19 protein-coding genes and 1 pseudogene are annotated in these 19,220 nt (G+C 69.3%); 10 read left to right on the plus strand and 10 right to left on the minus strand.

What is annotated here, in order from left to right; translation table 11 throughout:
* Positions 1 to 21: 21 nt before the first annotated feature.
* The 4 genes from LX14_RS04055 to LX14_RS04070 all read right to left on the minus strand — a co-directional run bounded on the left by LX14_RS04055 (position 22) and on the right by LX14_RS04070 (position 2,713).
* Complete coding sequence (locus LX14_RS04055) at positions 22 to 942, minus strand: AurF N-oxygenase family protein (RefSeq protein ID WP_253645984.1); 921 nt, start codon at positions 940 to 942, stop codon at positions 22 to 24.
* 145 nt (positions 943 to 1,087) lie between these two features.
* Positions 1,088 to 1,399, minus strand: coding sequence for a DUF2516 family protein (locus LX14_RS04060; protein WP_253645985.1), 312 nt, complete (start codon positions 1,397 to 1,399; stop codon positions 1,088 to 1,090).
* Between the two features lie 112 nt (positions 1,400 to 1,511).
* Entirely contained in the window at positions 1,512 to 2,228 is a 717-nt protein-coding gene (locus LX14_RS04065; RefSeq protein ID WP_253645986.1) for a heparin-binding hemagglutinin, read from the minus strand.
* Positions 2,229 to 2,278: 50 nt separating this feature from the next.
* The gene (locus LX14_RS04070; protein ID WP_253645987.1) at positions 2,279 to 2,713 is read right to left on the minus strand and encodes a helix-turn-helix domain-containing protein; all 435 of its coding nucleotides are present in this window, start codon (positions 2,711 to 2,713) and stop codon (positions 2,279 to 2,281) included.
* A gap of 73 nt (positions 2,714 to 2,786) precedes the next feature.
* Here LX14_RS04070 and LX14_RS04075 point away from each other — a divergent pair, with 73 nt between their 5' ends.
* Entirely contained in the window at positions 2,787 to 3,284 is a 498-nt protein-coding gene (locus LX14_RS04075) for an acyl-CoA-like ligand-binding transcription factor (RefSeq protein ID WP_253645988.1), read from the plus strand.
* Here the strand turns inward: LX14_RS04075 and LX14_RS04080 are convergent.
* On the minus strand, positions 3,254 to 4,471 hold the full coding sequence (locus LX14_RS04080; protein ID WP_253647879.1) for a DUF445 domain-containing protein: 1,218 nt from the start codon (positions 4,469 to 4,471) through the stop codon (positions 3,254 to 3,256). The genes LX14_RS04075 and LX14_RS04080 overlap by 31 nt on opposite strands.
* A gap of 226 nt (positions 4,472 to 4,697) precedes the next feature.
* Between LX14_RS04080 and LX14_RS04085 the strand changes: the two genes are divergently transcribed.
* Genes LX14_RS04085 through LX14_RS04100 form a run of 4 tightly spaced genes read left to right on the plus strand, consistent with a single transcriptional unit; the run spans position 4,698 to position 7,526 of the window.
* The gene (locus LX14_RS04085; RefSeq protein WP_253645989.1) at positions 4,698 to 5,495 is read left to right on the plus strand and encodes a TetR/AcrR family transcriptional regulator; all 798 of its coding nucleotides are present in this window, start codon (positions 4,698 to 4,700) and stop codon (positions 5,493 to 5,495) included.
* Entirely contained in the window at positions 5,495 to 5,806 is a 312-nt protein-coding gene (locus LX14_RS04090) for a DUF4873 domain-containing protein (RefSeq protein ID WP_253645990.1), read from the plus strand. The genes LX14_RS04085 and LX14_RS04090 overlap by 1 nt, the downstream gene beginning before the upstream one ends.
* Before the next feature lie 3 nt (positions 5,807 to 5,809).
* Positions 5,810 to 6,673 (plus strand): SDR family NAD(P)-dependent oxidoreductase, encoded by an 864-nt coding sequence (locus LX14_RS04095; RefSeq protein WP_253645991.1) that lies wholly within the window; start codon positions 5,810 to 5,812, stop codon positions 6,671 to 6,673.
* Positions 6,674 to 6,677: 4 nt separating this feature from the next.
* On the plus strand, positions 6,678 to 7,526 hold the full coding sequence (locus tag LX14_RS04100; RefSeq protein ID WP_253645992.1) for a polyphosphate kinase 2 family protein: 849 nt from the start codon (positions 6,678 to 6,680) through the stop codon (positions 7,524 to 7,526).
* 23 nt (positions 7,527 to 7,549) lie between these two features.
* Here LX14_RS04100 and LX14_RS20855 read toward each other — a convergent pair.
* The 4 genes and pseudogenes from LX14_RS20855 to aceA form a co-directional block, all read right to left on the minus strand.
* Positions 7,550 to 8,122: pseudogene (locus tag LX14_RS20855) on the minus strand (rhomboid-like protein); the annotation flags it as partial.
* A gap of 59 nt (positions 8,123 to 8,181) precedes the next feature.
* Entirely contained in the window at positions 8,182 to 10,494 is a 2,313-nt protein-coding gene (gene metE / locus LX14_RS04105) for a 5-methyltetrahydropteroyltriglutamate--homocysteine S-methyltransferase (RefSeq protein ID WP_253645993.1), read from the minus strand.
* A 6-nt stretch (positions 10,495 to 10,500) separates the two neighbouring features.
* Positions 10,501 to 11,388 carry a 3-hydroxybutyryl-CoA dehydrogenase gene (locus tag LX14_RS04110; RefSeq protein WP_253645994.1) on the minus strand — a complete coding sequence of 296 codons (888 nt, stop codon included), beginning with the start codon at positions 11,386 to 11,388 and terminating at the stop codon, positions 10,501 to 10,503.
* Between the two features lie 158 nt (positions 11,389 to 11,546).
* On the minus strand, positions 11,547 to 12,842 hold the full coding sequence (gene aceA, locus LX14_RS04115) for an isocitrate lyase (RefSeq protein WP_253645995.1): 1,296 nt from the start codon (positions 12,840 to 12,842) through the stop codon (positions 11,547 to 11,549).
* A gap of 503 nt (positions 12,843 to 13,345) precedes the next feature.
* Here aceA and ramB point away from each other — a divergent pair.
* The 5 genes from ramB to LX14_RS04140 all read left to right on the plus strand — a co-directional run bounded on the left by ramB (position 13,346) and on the right by LX14_RS04140 (position 18,326).
* Positions 13,346 to 14,758: an acetate metabolism transcriptional regulator RamB gene (gene ramB, locus LX14_RS04120; protein WP_253645996.1), complete on the plus strand. Its 1,413-nt coding sequence runs from the start codon at positions 13,346 to 13,348 to the stop codon at positions 14,756 to 14,758.
* Positions 14,759 to 14,802: 44 nt separating this feature from the next.
* Positions 14,803 to 15,333, plus strand: coding sequence for a carboxymuconolactone decarboxylase family protein (locus LX14_RS04125; RefSeq protein ID WP_253645997.1), 531 nt, complete (start codon positions 14,803 to 14,805; stop codon positions 15,331 to 15,333).
* A 122-nt stretch (positions 15,334 to 15,455) separates the two neighbouring features.
* Complete coding sequence (locus LX14_RS04130) at positions 15,456 to 16,082, plus strand: class I SAM-dependent methyltransferase (protein ID WP_253647880.1); 627 nt, start codon at positions 15,456 to 15,458, stop codon at positions 16,080 to 16,082.
* A gap of 107 nt (positions 16,083 to 16,189) precedes the next feature.
* Positions 16,190 to 17,413 (plus strand): PucR family transcriptional regulator, encoded by a 1,224-nt coding sequence (locus tag LX14_RS04135; RefSeq protein ID WP_253645998.1) that lies wholly within the window; start codon positions 16,190 to 16,192, stop codon positions 17,411 to 17,413.
* Between the two features lie 46 nt (positions 17,414 to 17,459).
* Positions 17,460 to 18,326, plus strand: coding sequence for a glycosyltransferase family 2 protein (locus tag LX14_RS04140; RefSeq protein ID WP_253645999.1), 867 nt, complete (start codon positions 17,460 to 17,462; stop codon positions 18,324 to 18,326).
* Positions 18,327 to 18,330: 4 nt separating this feature from the next.
* On the opposite strand, the gene LX14_RS04145 is transcribed toward LX14_RS04140, so the two are convergent.
* Positions 18,331 to 19,215, minus strand: a complete 885-nt coding sequence (locus LX14_RS04145; RefSeq protein ID WP_253647881.1) for a DNA-3-methyladenine glycosylase family protein — start codon at positions 19,213 to 19,215, stop codon at positions 18,331 to 18,333.
* Positions 19,216 to 19,220 lie beyond the last annotated feature (5 nt).

Here is a 19,220-nt window from a genome sequence, read left to right on the forward strand (position 1 = left end):
CGTGACCGCGCGAGCGGCAGGTCACATGATCGCGCCGCGACGCAACAGATACGTCCCGGGTCCACCGATCAGGCCGCACTCGTCGAGGAACTCGATGGTCTTGGCGCACCCGGTGCGCTTGCGGTCGTTGTAGTGGGTGTTCGCCCGCGCCGCGCGCACGGCCTGCTTGCGGTCGAGACCGGCGGCCTCGTACACCTTCGGGTTCACCAGGCAGTACACGACCATGTACACGATGATCGCCAGGTTCAGCCGGGTGACGGCGCGGCGGAACGGCGTCATCGTCGCGGCGATCCGCTTCGTCTCCTCGCGAGCGAAACGGATGTGGCGGGCCTCCTCCAGCACGTGGATCTTGCTGACCGTCCGGGTGACCGGCTGCACGCGCGGGTCCTTCATGAAGTCGCGCTGCATCATGTCGAGGATCTCCTCGGCGGCCAGGGTGCCACCGAAGGCCAGCGACCCCGAGGCGAGCGCCTTGAACGGCCGGCTCAGGAAGTTGATCCACCGGGGACGCTCGTAGTTGGGGATGCCGAAGTGCTCGGCGGCCTTGGCGAACATCGTCGAGTGTCGGCACTCGTCGGCGATCTCTGTCAGCGCGAACTGGAAGTGGGGCGACGCGGGGTCCTGCTTGTAGGCGTCACGGATGAGCATCTGCATGAGGATGATCTCGAACCAGATGCCGGTGGCGCTGATGCTCGCGGCCTCGTGCTCGGTCAGGGTGATGCGCTGCTCCTGCGTCATCTGGTCCCACATCCCGGTGCCGTAGAGGCTGCACCACTCGGGGGTCATGCCGTAGAAGCTCTCGTGGTCGACCGGTGCGTCCCAGTCGACCTCGATCAGTGGGTCGTAGGACTTGCGGGCGGACGAGGCCAGCAACCGTCGTGCGGTGTCCTGGCGATCGTTCAGCTTCTGACGACTGCCGACGTGCTCCGTGGTGAGCGTCATGGGGTGCTCCTCGACTGCGAGGCGCACCGCTGTGACGTGCACCGTTGTCACTCAACCGTGCACCATGACACTGATCGTTGTCAAGGTAATCAGACAACGAACATTGTCTCGATGCCTGGCGGCATCGAGACCAGCGGGAACGTCGTCAGACCTTCTTGAACCACCGCTTGTTCTGGATACCGTCGACCCGGGGCCGGACGTCGACGAGGTAGATCAGCACCGCCACGATGCCGATGATCCCGAGCAGGCTCAGCAGTCCGAAGAACCAGATGAACAGAGCGCCGACGACGAGGAGCGACACCCAGATCACCTTGGACTGGCGGTCGACGGCGGGGAACGCGTCGGGGCGCTGGACGGCGGCGTGCACCAGGGCCAACACCGCGGCTGCACCCCCGACGATGGTCAGGATGAGCACGATGATGTTCTGCCCGTAGGCCAGGAATGACACGACGTTCACGAGCGACAGACTAATCGGAGTCGGGCAGATCAGACCCGGGCACGGCACCCCACGACGACGAACCGCGCCCCCGGCAGAAGCCGGGGGCGCGGTCGGATCGGTCGAGCTGCGATCAGTTCGCGGTCTTCTTGGCCGGAGCCTTCTTGGCCGGGGTCTTCTTCGCCGGGGTCTTCTTGGCCGGCGTCGTCGTCTTCTTCGCGGTCGTCTTCTTCGCGGGCGACTTCTTGGCCGGGGCCGAGGTCGCGGGCTCCTTCAGCTCATCGAGCACGGCGGCGGGCGAGTCCTTGGACCCGCGAGCCTTCGCCTCGACGGTGCCGGCGGCGCCGGACACCTTGCCGGACGCGAGGTTCGCGAGCTTGGCGGCACGCTCACCGACGGCGCGCGTCTGCGACGAGACCGTGCCGAGCGCGTCCTCGGTGAGGTCGACGGCGTCGTTGTAGGCCTTCTCGACCTTCGAGACGTTCTCCTGGAACTCGGGCTGCGAGCGGAGGCGCTCCACCGTCTCCTCGCCGCGCTCGGCGAGCGAGTTGTAGATGCCGGTCGCGACCTCGATGTAGGCCTCGGCGACCTTGCGCAGTTCCTCGCTGGTGAAACGCGTACGCAGCTCCTCGATGTTGGAGGGGATGTCCTCGGGCAGCGACGTGATGCGCTCCCGGGTCCCCTCGATCCGCTCCCGGGTCTCCTCGACGCGGGCCTGGGCGGTCTCGGTGGCCGACTCGGCGCGCTCCCGCAGCTGCGACAGCACCTCGTTGACCTGCTGCAGTGCCAGGTCACCGGCACCGACGGCGGCGTAGATCGGTGTGGCCAGGCCACGCTCGTTCTTGCTCATGGTTCTCCTCGCTGTGATCTCGTGAGTACCGACCCTCGGGTCGGCTGACGTCATGCTGTGGTCTCGACGGACCCGTTCTCCTTGCGGAACGACTCGTAGATCTCGAGCAGCATCTGCTTCTGCCGCTCGGTGATCTGCGAGTCCGCCAGCAGTGCGTCACGCACGGGGCTCGCGGCTCGTTCCTCGAGGATGCCGGCCCGCACGTACAGCACTTCGGCCGACACACGCAGACCCTTGGCGATCTGCGCCAGCACGTCGGCGGAGGGCTTGCGCAGCCCTCGTTCGACCTGACTGAGGTACGGATTGCTCACCCCGGCCCGTTCCGCCAACTGGCGGAGCGAGACCTCGGCGGCGACCCGCTGAGACCGGATGAAAGAACCGATGTCCTGGGCGGCGTTGACGACGCCCTCGACCGCTCGGGTGGCCAGTTCCTCGGCATCGACGTCGGGTGACGTCGTGTCGGGGTCGTGCGACTCCGAACCCATCGGTTCCTCCTCTCGATTCCGTGACCCACGGTAGGAGGCGGTGCTAGCAAATGCAAGCACTTCAGCTAACACGTTGTCGACGTCACATCACCAGGCCGTTCGCCGAGCGTCAGGCGTCCGGTACTTCTCCGACAAGCGCGAGGCCCTCTTCTGGGGGGCCGACGAGTTCGAGACCTCGTTTCTCGACCCCATCGACGCCCTCCCGCCCGACACGCCCGCGATGGCCGTCGTGATGGCGGCGGTCCAGGGCGGCGCCGCGAGATTCACACCCGAGCGGCGGGAGTTCTCCGCGCTGCGCTCCGGGATCGTCGAGGCCACGCCGCAGCTGCGCGAACGGGAGCGGGACAAGTTGGCGCGACTGGCGCGGCTCATCGCTGCGCGGCTGGTCGCCCGCGGGGTCGGTGCGACCGACGCCGAACTGGCCGCCCAGAGCGGGGTGACGGTGTTCGTGGCGGCCTTCGACCGGTGGGTCGTCGGCGACGAGGAGTCACCGGAGTCGTTGTGTCGACGGCTCTTCGACGACCTGGCCCGCCTGGCGGGTCAGCTGAACAACAGCACCGAGACCGTGTAGATGGCCAGACCGGCCAGCGACCCGACGACCGTGCCGTTGATGCGGATGAACTGCAGGTCTCGGCCGACCTGCAGTTCGATCTTGCGGCTCGTGTCGTCGGCGTCCCAGCCACGGACGGTCTCGGTGATCACCGAGATGATCTCGCCGGAGTAGTTCTGCGCCACGTGCCGTGCGACCCGCACGGTCCAGAAGTTCATCTTGTCCTGGAGCACGTCGTCGGCGCTGATGCGGGTCGCCACGCGGATGACGCCGTCGGCCAACGCCGTCCGCAGGGTGCTGTCGGGGTCGTCGAGGGCCTGCTCGAGGACGGCCTTCGCCGCCGTCCACGCGGTCGACGCGGCGCCGGCCACCTCGTCACGTCCGATGAACTCGTCCTTGATCTCCTCGACCTTCGCGATCGTCTCCGGGTCGTGCTGAAGGTCGTTCGCGAAGTTGACGGCGAGCTCGCGCAGGGCGCGACGGATGTCGTGGTCGGGATCGGAGGCGATCTTGGCGGTGTACTCGACGAGTTCCCGGTGGATGCGGTCCCCGACGAGGAGGTTGACGAACTTCGGCGCCCAGGCGGGGCCGTCCTTGTCGATGACGCGGTCGATCAACGGTTGACTGTCCTCGGCCCACACACGCGCGCGCTCGCAGAGCATCTGGATGAGCGGTTCGAGCCGCTCCTCGTCGATCAATTGCTCGAGCACGCGACCGGCGGGCGGCCCCCACTGCGGCTCGGCCATCCACCGCATGGCCGAGATGATGAACGCCTCGACGTCCTCGTCGGCGAGCATCTCGCCCGCGAGGCCGATCGCACGGGACGCCTCGTCGCTGATCCGGGGGGCGTTGGCGGGATCGGCCAACCATCGCGAGACGCGTTGCGGCAGATGCAGTTTCTCGACCTGACCCTCGATCACCGAGGGCGTCATGAAGTTCTCCTCGATGAATCCACCGAGCTGGTCGCCGATCTGGTCCTTCTTGCGTCGGATCAGGGCGGTGTGCGGGATCGGGAGACCCAGCGGCTGCTTGAACAGCGCCGTGACGGCGAACCAGTCGGCGAGCGCGCCCACCATGCCCGCCTCCGCCGCGGCGCGCACGTATCCGACCCAGCCGGCCACGTCGGCGCCGTCCCGCGCCTCGACGTAGCGGGTGAATAGGTAGACCAGCGCCGCGGCCCCGAGGAACCCGGTCGCGACGACCTTCATCTTGCGCAGGTCGCGGCGGCGCTGCGCGTCACCCGACGGGTCACCGCCGAGCCCGGCGATGCTCGACCCCGTGGTCGTGCCCCGCGCCGGGTGCTGCCTGTCCTTCAGGGACGTCTCGTTCACCCGGTCAGTCTTACCCGAATCGGACGCACGGTCCTCACCGCGTGTGTCGCGGTCTCCCCCGGCGGACGCGGGTGACGGGCGCCACGACGGATAGTCTGGGGTGATGCCGAGCCGTCAGTCCACCGCCGCGGCGGCCCGTGCCGCGATCACCGCGGCGGCCGCCGCGACGAAGGGACTCGAGGCGGCGTTGCGGGCCACGGCCGACACCGGCAGCGCGCCCGCCGTCGACGGTCGCAAACAGCGGTGGCAGCGGCACAAGGAGGCCCGGCGCGGGGAGTTGGTGGACGGCACCCTCGCGGCCGTCCGCGAACACGGCGCCGACGTGGGCATGGACGAGATCGCCGCGTACATGGGCGTCAGCAAGACCGTCCTCTACCGGTATTTCACCGACAAGAACGACCTGAACACCGCGGCGATGATCCGGTTCATCGAGACCACGCTGCTCCCCCGGCTCACCGAGGCCCTCATCGACGACGTCGACGAGTACACGCTCACACGGACCGTCATCTCGGTGTACGTGGGGACGATCTCCGACGAACCGGAGATCTACCAGTTCGTGACGAGTTCGAAGTCGGCGAGCCCCAGCGTCCTGGCCGACTCCGAGAAGCTCATCGCCGAGGTGGTGGCGTTCGCGATGCACGAGCGTCTCGGTGACCGCGGCCTCGACACCGACGGCTTCCAGACGTGGTCCTACGCGCTCGTCGGCGGCGTGCAGTTGGCCACGCACTGGTGGATGCAGGACCGACGGGTGGCCCGCAGCGACCTCATCGACCAGTTGACGATGCTGGTGTGGACCGCGTTCGTCGGGATCGTGGAGGTCGGCGGTTCCTCCGCGGAGTTCGCACGACGGGACCATCCCCTCCCCCAGTTCCCGAACGCCGCCGGGACGGTGCCGAGCTGATGAGCGACCCCGGCGGCTACACCGGTCCTGCCTCGGTGACCGTGGACGGCCGGGGACCGGCGCAGCTCGGCGTGCAGCTCGTCGGCCACTTCGACCCGATCGCGGGACGGTTCACGTGGCAGGGCCGGATCCGCGGACTCGCCGCCGTCGAGGGTGACCCGGTCGCCGAGGGCACGCCCGTCCGGATCGAGACACCATACGGGGTGGGCGAGGGAACGCTGTCGGCGCAGGACGCGTTCGGCGGTCACATCGTGACCGGCACGGGCGCACCGCCGTTCGCGCAACTCCCCGACGACGACCTCGAGGGCTGACGGGTGACCTCCCCCGATCGGCGGGTCGCCCTGGTCACGGGCGGTGCCGGCGGCGTGGGGCGCGGTGTGGTGACAGCCCTGGCCGCGGCGGGGTGGACGGTGTGGTTCACCGGACGGGGCGGGACGTCCCCGGAGGACCGGCTCGGTCGTCTCGCCACGCGGATCGCCGCGCACGGTGGGGATGCGCGCCCGGTCTCGTGTGACCACACCGACGACGACGCGGTGGCGGCCCTGTTCGACAGGATCGCCGCGGAGAGCGGCGGTCTCGACCTCCTCGTCAACGCGGTCTGGGCGGCACCCGAGGGCTTCGCCGGCTTCACCGCGCCGTTCTGGGAGCGACCGGTGTCGGACTGGGACCCTCTCGTCGGCGTCGGCCTGCGCGCGCACTACGTCGCCACGGTGCACGCCGCGCGGATCATGGTCCCCGCCGGTCGCGGTCTCGTCGTGCACATCTCGTCGTTCGGTTCCCGCGGCCATCTGCACTCGGTCGCCTACGGGGTGAGCAAGACCGGGCTGGACAAGATGGCGGCGGACATGGCGGTCGAGCTCTCGGGAACCGGCGTCAGCGTCGTCAGCCTGTGGCTGGGGCTCATCCGCACCCGCATGCTGGTGGCGTCCGGGCTGACCGAGTTCGCCGGGTTCTCGATCGACCGCGCCGAGGACCCCGGGTTCGTGGGCCGCGTCGTCGACGCGCTGGCGCGGGACCCCGAGATCGGGAAACGCAGTGGCGCAACCCTTGTCAGCGCGGAGATCGGTGCCGCTCTCGGCATCACCAACGACGACGGCACCGTCCCCGACTCGCACCGCGCGGCGTTCGGGGGCGGTGGTCTGTTCGGGCCCGGCGGGACGGTCACGACAGTAGGGTGAGCCGATGGGCACCCCGGACGCACCGCTGTCGGCCGACATCCTGCGCGCGTCGACGATCGGACCGCTCGACGACGTCGACCCGGGCGGCACGCCGGGGTTCGACGGGGGCAAGTCCGCGGGCAAGGCGATCCGCAAGGCCCGCGGCAAGATCCTCGCCGACCTGCAGGAGAAGTTGTACGCCGGTGGCCGCATCGACGACCGGCGCTCGGTGTTGCTGGTGCTGCAGGGGATGGACACCGCGGGCAAGGGTGGGATCGTCCGACACGTGATGGGGATGGTGGACCCGCAGGGCGTCAGCCACTCCTCGTTCGGCAAGCCCACCGACACCGAACTCGCCCACCACTTCCTGTGGCGGATCCGGAACAAGGTCCCCGCGGCCGGTCAGATCGGGGTCTTCGACCGCTCCCACTACGAGGACGTCCTCGTCGTCCGTGTCCACGATCTCGTGCCGCAGGATGTGTGGGAGTCCCGCTACGGCACGATCGTCGACTTCGAGCGCGAGCTCGTCGCCACCGGCACCACCGTCGTCAAGGTGATGCTCCACATCTCGCGGGATGAACAGCGGGATCGGCTGGCCCGCAGGCTCCACCGACCCGACAAGTACTGGAAGTACAACCCCGGGGACGTCGACGAGCGGGAGTTCTGGTCGTCGTATCGCACGGCGTATCAGGCCGTGCTCGACCGCACCGACATCGACGAGGCCCCCTGGTACGTCGTCCCCGCCGACCACAAGTGGTACGCGCGTCTCGCCGTGACCGAGCTCCTCATCGGCGCGTTGAGCGCCATGGACCTCGACTGGCCCGACCCTGACTTCGACATCGAGGTGGAGAAGAAGCGGCTCGCCGCCAGCTGATCGTCGCGCACGAGGATCGGACCGACCACCAACCCGGTGACCAGCGCGGTGAGGTGACCGAGGTTCGTCACGCCGGGGTCGACGACAACCGCGACGGCCAGGATCGAGCACACCGTCGCCACGAACAGACGCCGGTGTGCCCGCGTCACGAAACACGCCGCGCCGCCGACGAAGGCCATCACCGCGTAGCTGACACCGATGTCGCGCATGGACACCTGCGTCGACGACGAGACCCCCAGGGCGATCGCCACCCACAGTGCCCCCTGGCTGACACCCGTCCCGATCACGTGCCCGGCGAGGCCCAGCCCCGCCCACCGCCGGAACCCGAGTCGGCGTTCCATCGGCATGACGACGATCGCGAACATCGCCACGTAGGGCAGCCAGTAGGCGCCGTCGAGCCAGGCGAGACTCGCCGCGAGGACGGTGACCGGGTCGCGGACGAGGTTGTCGAGGTCGGTCGACGAACTCGCGAGCCACGCGGCGACGCGAGCGGGTTCCGCGGTGTGCTGCAGCATCGTCGTCACGAACAGCATGGCCAGCCATACGCACGACGCGGGCGCTGTGCGCACCATCTCCAGGGCCCGACGGATCACCATGACGCCAGTGTGCGGACGTCGGTGCAACGGACGCTGCGCGCTCGCTGTGAGGTCCCTGTCTACGAGGGTGACGACTCCGCTGCGGCGAGAAGGCGACGACGCTGACGGCGCGCAGCGGCGACCATGTTGCGCAGGGACGGCTCGAGCTGCCAGTAGTGGCGGGTCTTGAGACCACCGTCGGGGTTGACCCACAGCCGTTCCGGATCGATCGCGAGGACGGCGCGCTGGATGCGCTCGTCGATCTCGTCGATGTCGGGGATGGCCGCGCTGCGGCTCTCGTAGACACCGGGCCCGACGCCGCGCTGGATCGGCGTGCCGGATTCGACGATCTGGTCCAGCACCCAGTCGATCGACCGTGTGGCCACGATCGACGTGACGTCGGCGTCGAGCGCGTCGAACGCCTCCACCACCTGCGCCTTGCTCGAGTAGCCGAGGTGCGTGTGGATCTGCGTCTCCGGCTTGGCGCCACCGACCGCGAGCTTGAACGCGTTCACAGCCCAGTCGAGGTAGCCCTCGCGGCCGCGCTCGCGCAGCGGCAGCAGCTCGCGGATGGACGGCTCGTCGATCTGGATGATCTTGATGCCCGCACGTTCGAGGTCGGCGACCTCGTCGCGGATGGCCAGTGCCAGCTGCTCGGCCGATTCGTAGAGAGGCTGGTCCTGGCGCACGAACGACCGGGCGAGCATCGTGACCGGTCCGGTGAGGATGGCCTTCACCGGCTTGTCGGTGAGCGACTGCGCGTACCGGATCCACTCGACGGTCATCGGCCCGGAGCGCTTGATGTCGCCGTACATGATCGGCGGCCGCACACACCGCGACCCGTAGACCTGTACCCACCCCATCTGGGTGGCCACGTAGCCGTCCATCAGCTCCGCGAAGTACTGGATCATGTCGTTGCGCTCGGGTTCACCGTGCACCAGGACGTCGAGACCGATGTCCTCCTGGAGCTCGATCACGCGCTTGATCTCGTCGCGGACGCGGCCGGCGTAGTCGTCCCAGGACAACCGGCCCTGCCCGTAGTCGTAGCGGGCCTTGCGCAGGTCCGCGGTCTGCGGGAACGAACCGAGGGTGCAGGTGGGCACCGGCGGCAGACCGAGGACCTCCTGCTGGGCGACCTTGCGCTCCTCGTAGGGGGCGCGCTCGCGCTGGTCGGGACGGATTGCCGCGACCCGCTGACGCACGTCGTGCTTGAGCTTGAAGTGCACGCTGGTGGGACGGGTGTACCAGTGTTCGGGCGCGCCGTTGGTGACGGCCTTGGCCAGCGCGACCACCTCGCCGACCTTCTGCTTGGCGAAGGAGAGACGGTCGGCGACGTCACCGGGGATGTCGGGCTCGATGAGCTTGTCGACCGGCACGTGCATCAGGGAGCACGACGTCGAGACGACGATGTCGGGGATGACCTTCTTGATGGCCAGCAGGTAGTCGAGCTTGCCGCCCTTGGCGGCCTTCCAGACGTTGCGGCCGTCGATCACCCCGGCGTAGAGGCGCTTGCGCTTCAGGCCGGGGATCGCGCCGAGCTGGGCGGGGCTCATGGGAGCGCTGATCAGGTCGAGACCGATGGCCTCGACCTTGGTCGCGGCCAGCACGGCCAGGGCGGGACCGAGGTCGCCGTACTGCCCGGTGACGAGCAGGCGCGGACGCGACGCCACACCCGACAGGCGGTCGTAGACGCGGGCCAGGATCTCGAGCTCCTGCACGGTGCGATCGGTGGCGAACGCCGGCTCGTCGAGCTGAACGCACTTCGCGCCCTGCTTGTAGAGCGCGGCGAGCAACTCGAGGTAGACCTCGACGAGGTCGTCGACGCGGTCGAGAGGGGTGAAGTCCTCGTCCGCGTCGGGACCCGGCTTCGACAGCAGCAGGAGGCTGACCGGGCCGTGCACGACCGGCCTCAGCTCGATGCCGCCGGCCTTCGCCCGGGCGTGCTCGGCGAGGAGGCTCTCCCCGTGCAGCGAGAACGACGTCGCGGGGCTGATCTCGGGCTGGCGGTAGTGGTAGTTGGTGTTGAAGTACTTGATGAGCTCCAGCGGCGGGAAGTCCGGCTTGCCGCGCGCCATCGCGAAGTAGAACTCCAACGGCTCCAACGAGTCCTGCAGCGGCCGGAAGCGTTCGGGCACGGCGCCGAACAGCAGGGCGTCGTCGAGGACGTGGTCGTAGAACGAGAAGATGTTGCCCGGCACCTGCTCGAGGCCGGTCGCCGCCAGCTCCCGCCAGATGTCGTCGCCGAGTTCGCGACCGATGGCCTCGAGCTCGGCGAGCGACGTCCCGTGGTGCCAGTGGTCCTCCAGCGCACGCTTCAACTCACGGCGTGCACCGATCCGGGGGTACCCCAGGATCGATGAGCCGTATTCGATCGAATCCGACGCGCTGGTCATCGTGCGTCAGCGCGCCGTGGCGGCGGCGTCGGCGTACGGGTAGAAGCCGTGGCCCGCCTTCTTGCCGAGCCGGCCCGCCTCGACCATGCGCAGCAGCAGCGGCGGCGGCGAGTATAGCGGCTCCTTGAACTCCTCGTACATCTTGTCCGCGATGGCCTTGACGGTGTCGAGACCGACGAGGTCGGTGAGCTTGAGCGGACCCATCGGGTGCGCACAGCCGAGCACCATCGCCTTGTCGATGTCCTCGACGGTGGCGAAACCGCTCTCCACCATGCGGATGGCCGACAGCAGGTACGGTACCAGCAGCGCGTTGACGACGAAGCCGGAGCGGTCGGTGGAGCGCACGACCTGCTTGCCCAACACGTCGGCGGCGAACTGCTCGGCGCGGGCGGTCACCTCGGCCGACGTCATCAGGGTGGTGATGAGCTCGACGAGCGGCAGCACCGGCACGGGGTTGAAGAAGTGCATGCCGACCACGCGGTGGGCGTTGGCCGTGGCCATGCCGAGCTTCATGATCGGGATGGACGACGTGTTCGACGCCAGCACGGCGGTCGGGTCGGTGACGACCTTGTCGAGTTCCTTGAAGATGGCGGTCTTGACGGCCTCGTCCTCGACGACGGCCTCGCACACCATCTGACGGTCGGCGAAGTCGCCGAGGTCGGAGGTGAAACGCAGTCGCCACGACGACTGCTCGCGCTCACGCTCGGTCAGCTTGCCGCTGCTGACACCACGGTCGAGGGACCGGAGGATGCGCGATCGGCCGGCGGCGGCCAGTTCGCGGGTGGACTCGTAGACCAGCACGTCGGTGTGGGCACGGGCGCAGACCTCGGCGATACCGGCGCCCATCTGGCCGGCACCGATGACGCCGACCCGCGAAATCTTCTCGCTTGCCATGAAAGGCTCCTCGACCTCGAAAACTACTTGTCTTGCTGTGGTTTACCCGTGCCGCCTGACGTCGCGACACAAGACTGTCATATCTGCACCCGGTACGGATCGGGGTGGGCACGACGAGTGTCGTACCCACCCCTGGTCCGTCTCAGGTCACGCTGGGATCAGTGGAACTGACCCTCTTCGGTCGAGCCCTTGAGGGCGGTGGTGGAGCTGGTCGGGTCGACCGTGGTGGCGATCGAGTCGAAGTAGCCCGCGCCGACCTCACGCTGGTGCTTGACGGCGGTGAAGCCACGCTCCTCGGCGGCCTTGAACTCGCGGTTCTGCAGGTCGACGAACGCGGTCATCTGGTTGCGGGCGTAGCCGTAGGCCAGATCGAACATGCCGTAGTTCAGCGAGTGGAAGCCGGCGAGGGTGATGAACTGGAACGTGAAGCCCATCGCGCCGAGCTCGTTCTGGAACTTCGCGATCGTCGAGTCGTCGAGGTGCTTGCTCCAGTTGAACGACGGGCTGCAGTTGTAGGACAGCAGCTGGTCGGGGTACTCGGCCTTGACGGCCTCGGCGAACTTGCGCGCCAGCTCGAGATCGGGGGTGCCGGTCTCCATCCAGATCAGGTCCGCGTAGGGCGCGTAGGACTTCGCACGCTCGATGCAGGGCTCGATGCCGTTCTTCACGTGGTAGTAGCCCTCGGCGGTGCGCTCACCGGTGACGAACTGCTTGTCACGGTCGTCGACGTCGGAGGTGATCAGCGTGGCGGCCTCGGCGTCGGTACGCGCGATGACAACGGTGGGGACACCGGCGACGTCGGCGGCCAGACGGGCCGAGTTCAGCGTGCGGACGTGCTGCTGGGTCGGGATGAGCACCTTGCCACCGAGGTGGCCGCACTTCTTCTCCGACGCGAGCTGGTCCTCCCAGTGGGTGCCGGCGGCACCTGCGGCGATCATCGCCTTCTGGAGCTCGTAGACGTTCAGCGCGCCACCGAAGCCGGCCTCACCGTCGGCGACGATCGGGACGAGCCAGTTGTCGATCGAGGTGTCGCCCTCGACGCGCGAGATCTCGTCGGCGCGCAGCAGTGCGTTGTTGATGCGACGCACGACGTTGGGGACCGAGTTCGCGGGGTACAGCGACTGGTCGGGGTAGGTGTGGCCCGACAGGTTCGCGTCACCGGCGACCTGCCAGCCGGAGAGGTACACGGCCTTCAGGCCGGCGCGCACCTGCTGCACGGCCTGGTTGCCGGTGAGGGCACCGAGCGCGTTGATGTAGCTGCCGTCGCCCTGCGTGACGCCCTCCCAGAGGACCTCCGCGCCGCGACGGGCGAGGGTGTGCTCCTCGACGACGGTGCCCTGCAGCTCGGCGACCTGCTCGGCGGTGTAGTCGCGCGTGACGTTCTTCCAGCGGGGGTTGGTGTCCCAGTCCTGCTGGATCTCCGCTGCGGTCCTCGGCTTGCCGACGTTGCTCATCTGCACTCCACTTCCTTCGTGTGCCCGACCTCGGTCGGTGTATCTCGGAGCTCGACCATGTGGTCGGCGCTCCATCTCCACAGGCGCGGCCGCGTCCCTGCCGTGGCGATCGACCGGGCCGATCGCCTCTGCGTGACCGGCGGGCGGTCATCGGTTTCGCAATCGCCCGGCGTCTGGTCCGCGGCGCCTGCACAGAGGGTGCCACACCACAAACGTGCTGGTCCACACCTTGCGCATGCCAAGCAACGCCACATCTGCAAGGGCTTTTGCAAACTCTGCGAAGATCGGTCTGCGAACAACTGGCCCGACGGGACCCAAAAAGTACGCTCGTACTGCGAGGATGCCGGACGGACGGCCCCACCGGGTGGACGCGGTATCGGACACCACCGACGGCCGAGGACGGCCCGGACCGCGGCATCGAGTGGTGACAGTCACACCCACGCGGGCACCGGCGGCAACTCGGCCCGGTCGTCCCCGCCCCGGGTCGACGTAACCTGTCCGTCGTGAGCAGGACCTACGTCGGATCGAGGGTGCGGCAGTTGCGCTCCGACCGCGGCCTGTCGCAGGTGGCGCTCGCGCAGACGCTCGGCATCTCCCCGTCGTATCTCAACCAGATCGAGCACGACGCCCGGCCGCTGACGGACCCGGTGCTGGTGAAGATCAGCGACGCCTTCGGCCTCGACGCCGACTTCTTCGACTCGCAGGACGACGTCCGGCTGGTCGCGGAGGTGCGGGAGGTGCTCATGGACCCCGACGTGGAGGCCGCCGCGGACACCGCGCTCGCCGCGGCGGACATGGTCCGCACCCATCCCGACGTCGCACGCGCCCTGGTCAACCTGCACCGTCGCTACCGCACGACCACCGATCAGCTCGTCGCCGCCACCGACGACCGCGGCGACGGCTCGATGCGGGGATCCATCACGGCACCCCACGAGGAGGTGCGCGACTACTTCTACCGGCGGCACAACTACCTGCACGAGCTGGACACCGCGGCCGAGGACATGACCACGCGGATGCGGATGCACTCCGGTGACGTCCGTCGCGAGATCTTCGACCGCCTCGAGAAGGTGCACGGGATCTCGATCGTCCGTCGTGTCGACATGGGTGACACGCTGCTCCACCGGTACGACCCGGAGTCGCGACGGCTGGAGATCTCGCGCCACCTCTCCGCCGGACAACGCACGTTCAAACTCGCCACCGAGCTGGCGTACCTCGAATTCGGCGACCTGCTCGACAGCCTCGCCGACGACGGCAACTTCACCAGCGACGAGGCGCGCAGCCTCGCACGTCTCGGCCTGGCGAACTACGCCGCGGCGGCGATGGTGTTGCCCTACGCCCAGTTCCACGGGGCCGCCGAGGACTTCCGCTACGACATCGAACGGTTGTCGGCGTTCTTCCAGGTGTCCTACGAGACGATCTGCCACCGCCTGTCGACGCTGCAGCGTCCCGACCTGCGCGGGGTGCCCTTCTCGTTCGTCCGGGTGGACCGGGCCGGCAACATGTCGAAACGACAGTCCGCCACGGGTTTCCACTTCTCCTCGTCGGGGGGCACCTGCCCGCTGTGGAACGTCTACGAGACGTTCGCGTCCCCGGGCAAGATCCTTACGCAGATCGCGCAGATGCCCGACGGACGCGACTACCTCTGGGTCGCACGCACCGTCGAACGCCGCGCGGCGCGCTTCGGCCAGCCGGGCAAGACGTTCGCGATCGGCCTGGGCTGCGAGCTGCGCCATGCCGGTCGACTCGTCTACGCCGACGGCCTCGAGATCGGGCCGCAGGCCCACGTCACGCCGATCGGTGCGGGCTGCCGGGTGTGCGAGCGTGTCAACTGTGCACAGCGGGCGTTCCCGGCACTGGGTGCGACGCTGCACATCTCCGAACACCGCAGCACGATCTCGCCGTATCTGGTCGACTGAGCGACCGCGCACACCCCTGATCCTCGACCGCCCGAGAGGCCTCCATGACCACCCCTCGTATCGCCCCCGGGAACCTGCGTGAGCTGGGTCCCCTCAACTGGGCGTTCTGCCGCGTCGCGTCCCGGGTCGTCGGCGTCCCCGACATGCACATCTTCTCGACCCTCGGCCGCACCGGCGGACTGTTCCGCGGCTGGCTGCACCACTCGGCGCGGCTGATGCCGTTCGGACCGTTGAGCCGACGCGACACCGAGATGATCATCATCCGTGTCGCCCACCTGCGCGACTGCGCCTACGAACTCGACCACCACCTGCGACTGGGCAAGCGGGCGGGGATCGACGGCGACCTGGCCGAGCGCATCCGGACCGGGCCCGACGCCGTCGGCGGCGACCGTGATCGCGCGATCCTCACCGCCGTCGACGAGCTCGTCGGCAACCGCGACATCGCCGACGCGACCTGGACCGACCTGAGCCGACACCTCACCGAGCGCGAGCGCATCGGCCTGCTGCTGCTGGTCGGCAACTACGACTCCCTCGCGACCACCATCGGGACGCTGCGCATCGAGCGCGACCGGTGACCGACGCCGCCAGCGTCGACGCCGTCCGCGCGTTGCTCACCGACGACGTCCGCGACGACTCCGCCGGCTACCTCGACCTCCTCGAGAAGCAGCGCTCGGGCTCCTCGCCCAGTCAGCGTCTGATGGAGAACCCCGTGTTCGCCGCGGTCTACGAACGCGCGTGGCGGCCCACCTTCACCCGGCTCTTCTCGCTCGGGGGCACCTCGACCCTGATCGCCGGGAAGGAACTGACCGACCGCCTCGCGCGCGGCGGTGACCGCCGCATCCTCGACGTCGCCTGCGGCCCCGGGACGTACACGGCGCAGTTCGCGCGCGACCTCACCGGCGACGGGGTCTGCGTCGGGCTCGACTTCTCCGCCCCGATGCTCGGGCGCGCTGTCGCCGACAACGCCGCACCGCGCGCGGTCTACGTCCGCGGTGACGCGCATCGGCTCCCGTTCGCCGACGGCACCTTCGACACGGTCAGCTGTCTCGCGGCGCTGTACCTCATCTCCGAGCCGATGCAGGTGATCGACGAGATGGTGCGCGTGCTCGCACCGGGCGGCGAGATCGCGATCTTCACGTCGGTGCGCACCGCCCTGACCGCGCTGCCGCCGACCCGCATCGTCGGTGCGATCGGTGGGTATCGGGTGTTCGGTCGCCGCGAGATCACGGCGCGCCTCGCCGCCGCGGGGATGGTCGACATCCGCCAGACGATCACCGGACAGGGCCAGTACGTGGTCGCCACCGCACCGCCCCGCGCGCACTGAGACGGATTCCGCACCCCGTTCCTTCCAACGCTGGCTCAACAGGTGTCAGGTGAGTTACCGTGATCACACACGCCGGGGAGGGTGTGCGAACTCGGGGGTTCGATCTGATGCAGTCCGACAAGGCCATGGCCACCGCGACAACGGGTTTCGGGGCGCTCGCACGAGCGTGCCGCGACCGCGACGACTGGCCCGACATCCTGGGCATGCTCGTCCGCACGGTGGTGGCTGCCGGTGTCGCCGGTGGTCCACCGCGCTCCGGTGACACCGCTCTCGCGCTGACGCGGCAGGGTCGCGCGACCCTCGACGCCGCGGTGCGCCGCACCCTCGACGACGTGTCGTTCCTCCGTCCACACCTCGCGGACGCGACCCCGTGCCGCAGGATCCGCGCCGCGTTCACCGACTGGGCGCGCGCCGGTGTCCCCCTGTCGAGTGCGGTCCTCGTCATCGGCGCCGGTGTCGACGCGGTCGCCGACACGGCCGCCCGCACCATCGACGACGTCGACATCGCGCGCCGCACCATGACGGCGATCGTGGACATCCGCTGCTCGCTGCTGTCGGAGGTCTCGGCGATCGTGGCGGAGGCCTCCGCGCTCGAGCAGTCGCACCCGTCGCGGACACCGCACGAGCAGTTCGTCGCCGCGGTGATCCGCGGTGACGTCGACGTCCGCCGCGCCGCCGATGTCGGGCTGCCCGTCGCCGACCGGTACCAGGTGCTCTCGCTCGCCCCCCTCGACGCCGCGAACGGCACGGGCCCGGCCGGCGCGACGCTCGCAAGGGCGGTGGCCGACGCCCTCGGCCCGGCGGCCCTCTCGGTGATCAGCGGGGCGGGTGGCACCACGGTCATCCCGTTCCGGTCCCGCGAGGACGCGATCTCGCCGGACGTCGTCGAGGCCATCGGTGACGCCATCGCGACACCGTTGCTGTGCACCCTGGTCATCGGCGACGCCGGTGAGGTCCCCGAGCTCGTCGCCCGTGCCGACGAGCTCCTCGACCTGGCGCGCGCGGTGGGTCGTGGGCCCGGCCTGTACACGATGGACGATCTGGTCATCGAGTACCAGATGACCCGACCGGGCCCGGCACGCGACGGTCTCGCCGCCCTCATCGAACCGCTGCGGTCGCACGAGGACCTGCTGACGACCCTGCGGGTCCACATGTCGTGCGGGATGAACCGCCGGGAGACAGCCCGCCGACTCGCGGTGCACCCCAACACCGTCGACAACCGGATGTCACGGGTGGCCGCGACGATCGGGCTCGACATGACGCAGCCGCGGTCGATCACGCAGACGCGATCGGCCATCCTCGCCTTCGACGCCGTCTCCGCAGGCTCGTAGGGCAGTCCGCGGACGAACCGTGCTGCGGCACCCCTATCGTTGGGCGGTGTCGATCTCCGTGGTCATCCCCGCCTTCAACGAGGGCCGCGGGATCGAGCGGTGTCTGCAGCGGGTGTCGCAGCAGGGTGACGACGTCATCGAGATCGTCGTGGTCGACAACGCGAGCACCGACGACACCGCGGACCTGGTGCGGCGAGCCGCCGACACCGACCCACGGATCCGGCTCGTCCACGAGCCACGGCCCGGGGTCGCGCACGCCCGGTACCGCGGTTTCGCCGAGACGCGCGGGGAGATCATCGCGAGTCTCGACTGCGACACACTCGTCGAGCCGGGGTGGGCCGCCGCGGTCGCGGCGACGTTCGCCGGTCACCCCGAGGTCATGGCGGGGACCGCACCCATGCCGATGTGGGATCTCCCGTTCCAGAGGCCCTACCGGTTCCTGCACCGTCGCCTCGAGTCCACGGCGCACGCGCGCCTCGCCCGTGGGATCCCGCTCCGGGCGCCCGGGCTCAGCGGCGCCAACTCCGCGATCCGCCGATCTGCGTGGGAGGACATCGCGGGGCAGGTGAGTACCCGGTCCGACGTGTTCGAGGACCTCGACCGATGGCTGTTGCTGCGCGAGCACGGGCACCACACCGTCGTCGTCCCCGGGATGTCGGCGGTCGTCTCGGGGCGACGGCTCCTGTCCAGCCCGCGCAGCATCATCCGGTACGCGATGTGCGGGCCGCGGACCTACGCCGTCCACGGGCGGTGGGGGATGGTCGGCATCGCCTCCGTCGTCAACACCGTGTCGGTCCTCGTGACGATGGTGAAACTGCCCGTCAACCGCGCCTGGGATCCCCACCACCGACGCTTCTCGCTGCGTCGCGCCGTGGGACGCGACCTGGAGATCCGCGACTCCCCGATCGGCTGAACCGCTACAGACCGCGGTAGTCGCGCACCGACATCCGGGCGCCGTGCCGTTCCGGCCGGACGCCGTACATCTCGATGAGCCGCACCACCCGATACCGTTGTCCCCGATAGGGTTCGAGCAGTTCGAGCATCCCGGCGTCGTCGACGGGACGCCCGATCAGCGTCTGCCCGACCGTCTTGCACACGTGGTAGTCGCCGACGGGGACGACGTCGGGGTCACCGAGAGCTCGACACCGCACCTCGGACTCCGTCCATCGACCGACGCCGTGCAGCGACCGCAGGTGCTCGTGGTGACGCTCGACGTCGACGGTGACGCCGCGTCGGATCGTCCGCATCCGGACCGGCTCCGCGCCGGCCAGATGCCATTCCCACGACGGGATGGCCGCCCAGTCACGCTGCGGCGGGCACACGTGCATGTCGGGGGCACCCGGTGCCGGTTCGCCGAAGCGGCGCAGCAGGTGACGCCAGGCGCGCCACGCCTCCTTGCCGACGACCTTCTGCTCGAGGACCGCGGGTACGAACGCCTCCCACACACGGTCGGTCCGTCCCAGCCGGATGCCCGAGTTCTCCGCACGCCGCATCAGTTGCGCGACAACGGGATCACGGGCGACGAGCGCGGACGGATCGTCGTCGGCGCCGAGCAGCGACGGCAGGTGGTCGAGCAACCACTCGGCACCGGGCCCCCAGCCGTGACCGGTGATGACGCCGGAGCGCCGCGTGATTGCCAACGTGCCCGGGCCGTCGGGCGTGTGGCTGGTCCGCCACACGGATCCGTCGGGCCGTACGCGATAGGCCGGGTCCGACCCACCCCGTTTGTGCAGCCCCAGCGTGCGGCGGATGTCGACGGCGAACCCGGGCGTCCACTCGCGGACGCGGTCGGCACCCGTGATCACCA

It is taken from the genome of Williamsia deligens, assembly GCF_024171765.1.
Taxonomy (GTDB): Bacteria; Actinomycetota; Actinomycetes; order Mycobacteriales; family Mycobacteriaceae; genus Williamsia_A; species Williamsia_A deligens.

Bases quoted from the DNA above. Each gene is read 5' to 3' on its own strand.
- LX14_RS04135 (WP_253645998.1), top strand. From the start codon at position 16,190: ATGCAGTCCGACAAGGCCATGGCCACCGCGACAACGGGTTTCGGGGCG.
- LX14_RS04130 (WP_253647880.1), top strand. From the start codon at position 15,456: ATGGAGAACCCCGTGTTCGCCGCGGTCTACGAACGCGCGTGGCGGCCC.
- LX14_RS04100 (WP_253645992.1), top strand. From the start codon at position 6,678: ATGGGCACCCCGGACGCACCGCTGTCGGCCGACATCCTGCGCGCGTCG.
- LX14_RS04065 (WP_253645986.1), bottom strand. From the start codon at position 2,228: ATGAGCAAGAACGAGCGTGGCCTGGCCACACCGATCTACGCCGCCGTC.
- LX14_RS04110 (WP_253645994.1), bottom strand. From the start codon at position 11,388: ATGGCAAGCGAGAAGATTTCGCGGGTCGGCGTCATCGGTGCCGGCCAG.
- LX14_RS04125 (WP_253645997.1), top strand. From the start codon at position 14,803: ATGACCACCCCTCGTATCGCCCCCGGGAACCTGCGTGAGCTGGGTCCC.
- LX14_RS04090 (WP_253645990.1), top strand. From the start codon at position 5,495: ATGAGCGACCCCGGCGGCTACACCGGTCCTGCCTCGGTGACCGTGGAC.
- metE (WP_253645993.1), bottom strand. From the start codon at position 10,494: ATGACCAGCGCGTCGGATTCGATCGAATACGGCTCATCGATCCTGGGG.
- LX14_RS04085 (WP_253645989.1), top strand. From the start codon at position 4,698: ATGCCGAGCCGTCAGTCCACCGCCGCGGCGGCCCGTGCCGCGATCACC.
- LX14_RS04080 (WP_253647879.1), bottom strand. From the start codon at position 4,471: ATGAAGGTCGTCGCGACCGGGTTCCTCGGGGCCGCGGCGCTGGTCTAC.
- aceA (WP_253645995.1), bottom strand. From the start codon at position 12,842: ATGAGCAACGTCGGCAAGCCGAGGACCGCAGCGGAGATCCAGCAGGAC.
- LX14_RS04055 (WP_253645984.1), bottom strand. From the start codon at position 942: ATGACGCTCACCACGGAGCACGTCGGCAGTCGTCAGAAGCTGAACGAT.
- LX14_RS04070 (WP_253645987.1), bottom strand. From the start codon at position 2,713: ATGGGTTCGGAGTCGCACGACCCCGACACGACGTCACCCGACGTCGAT.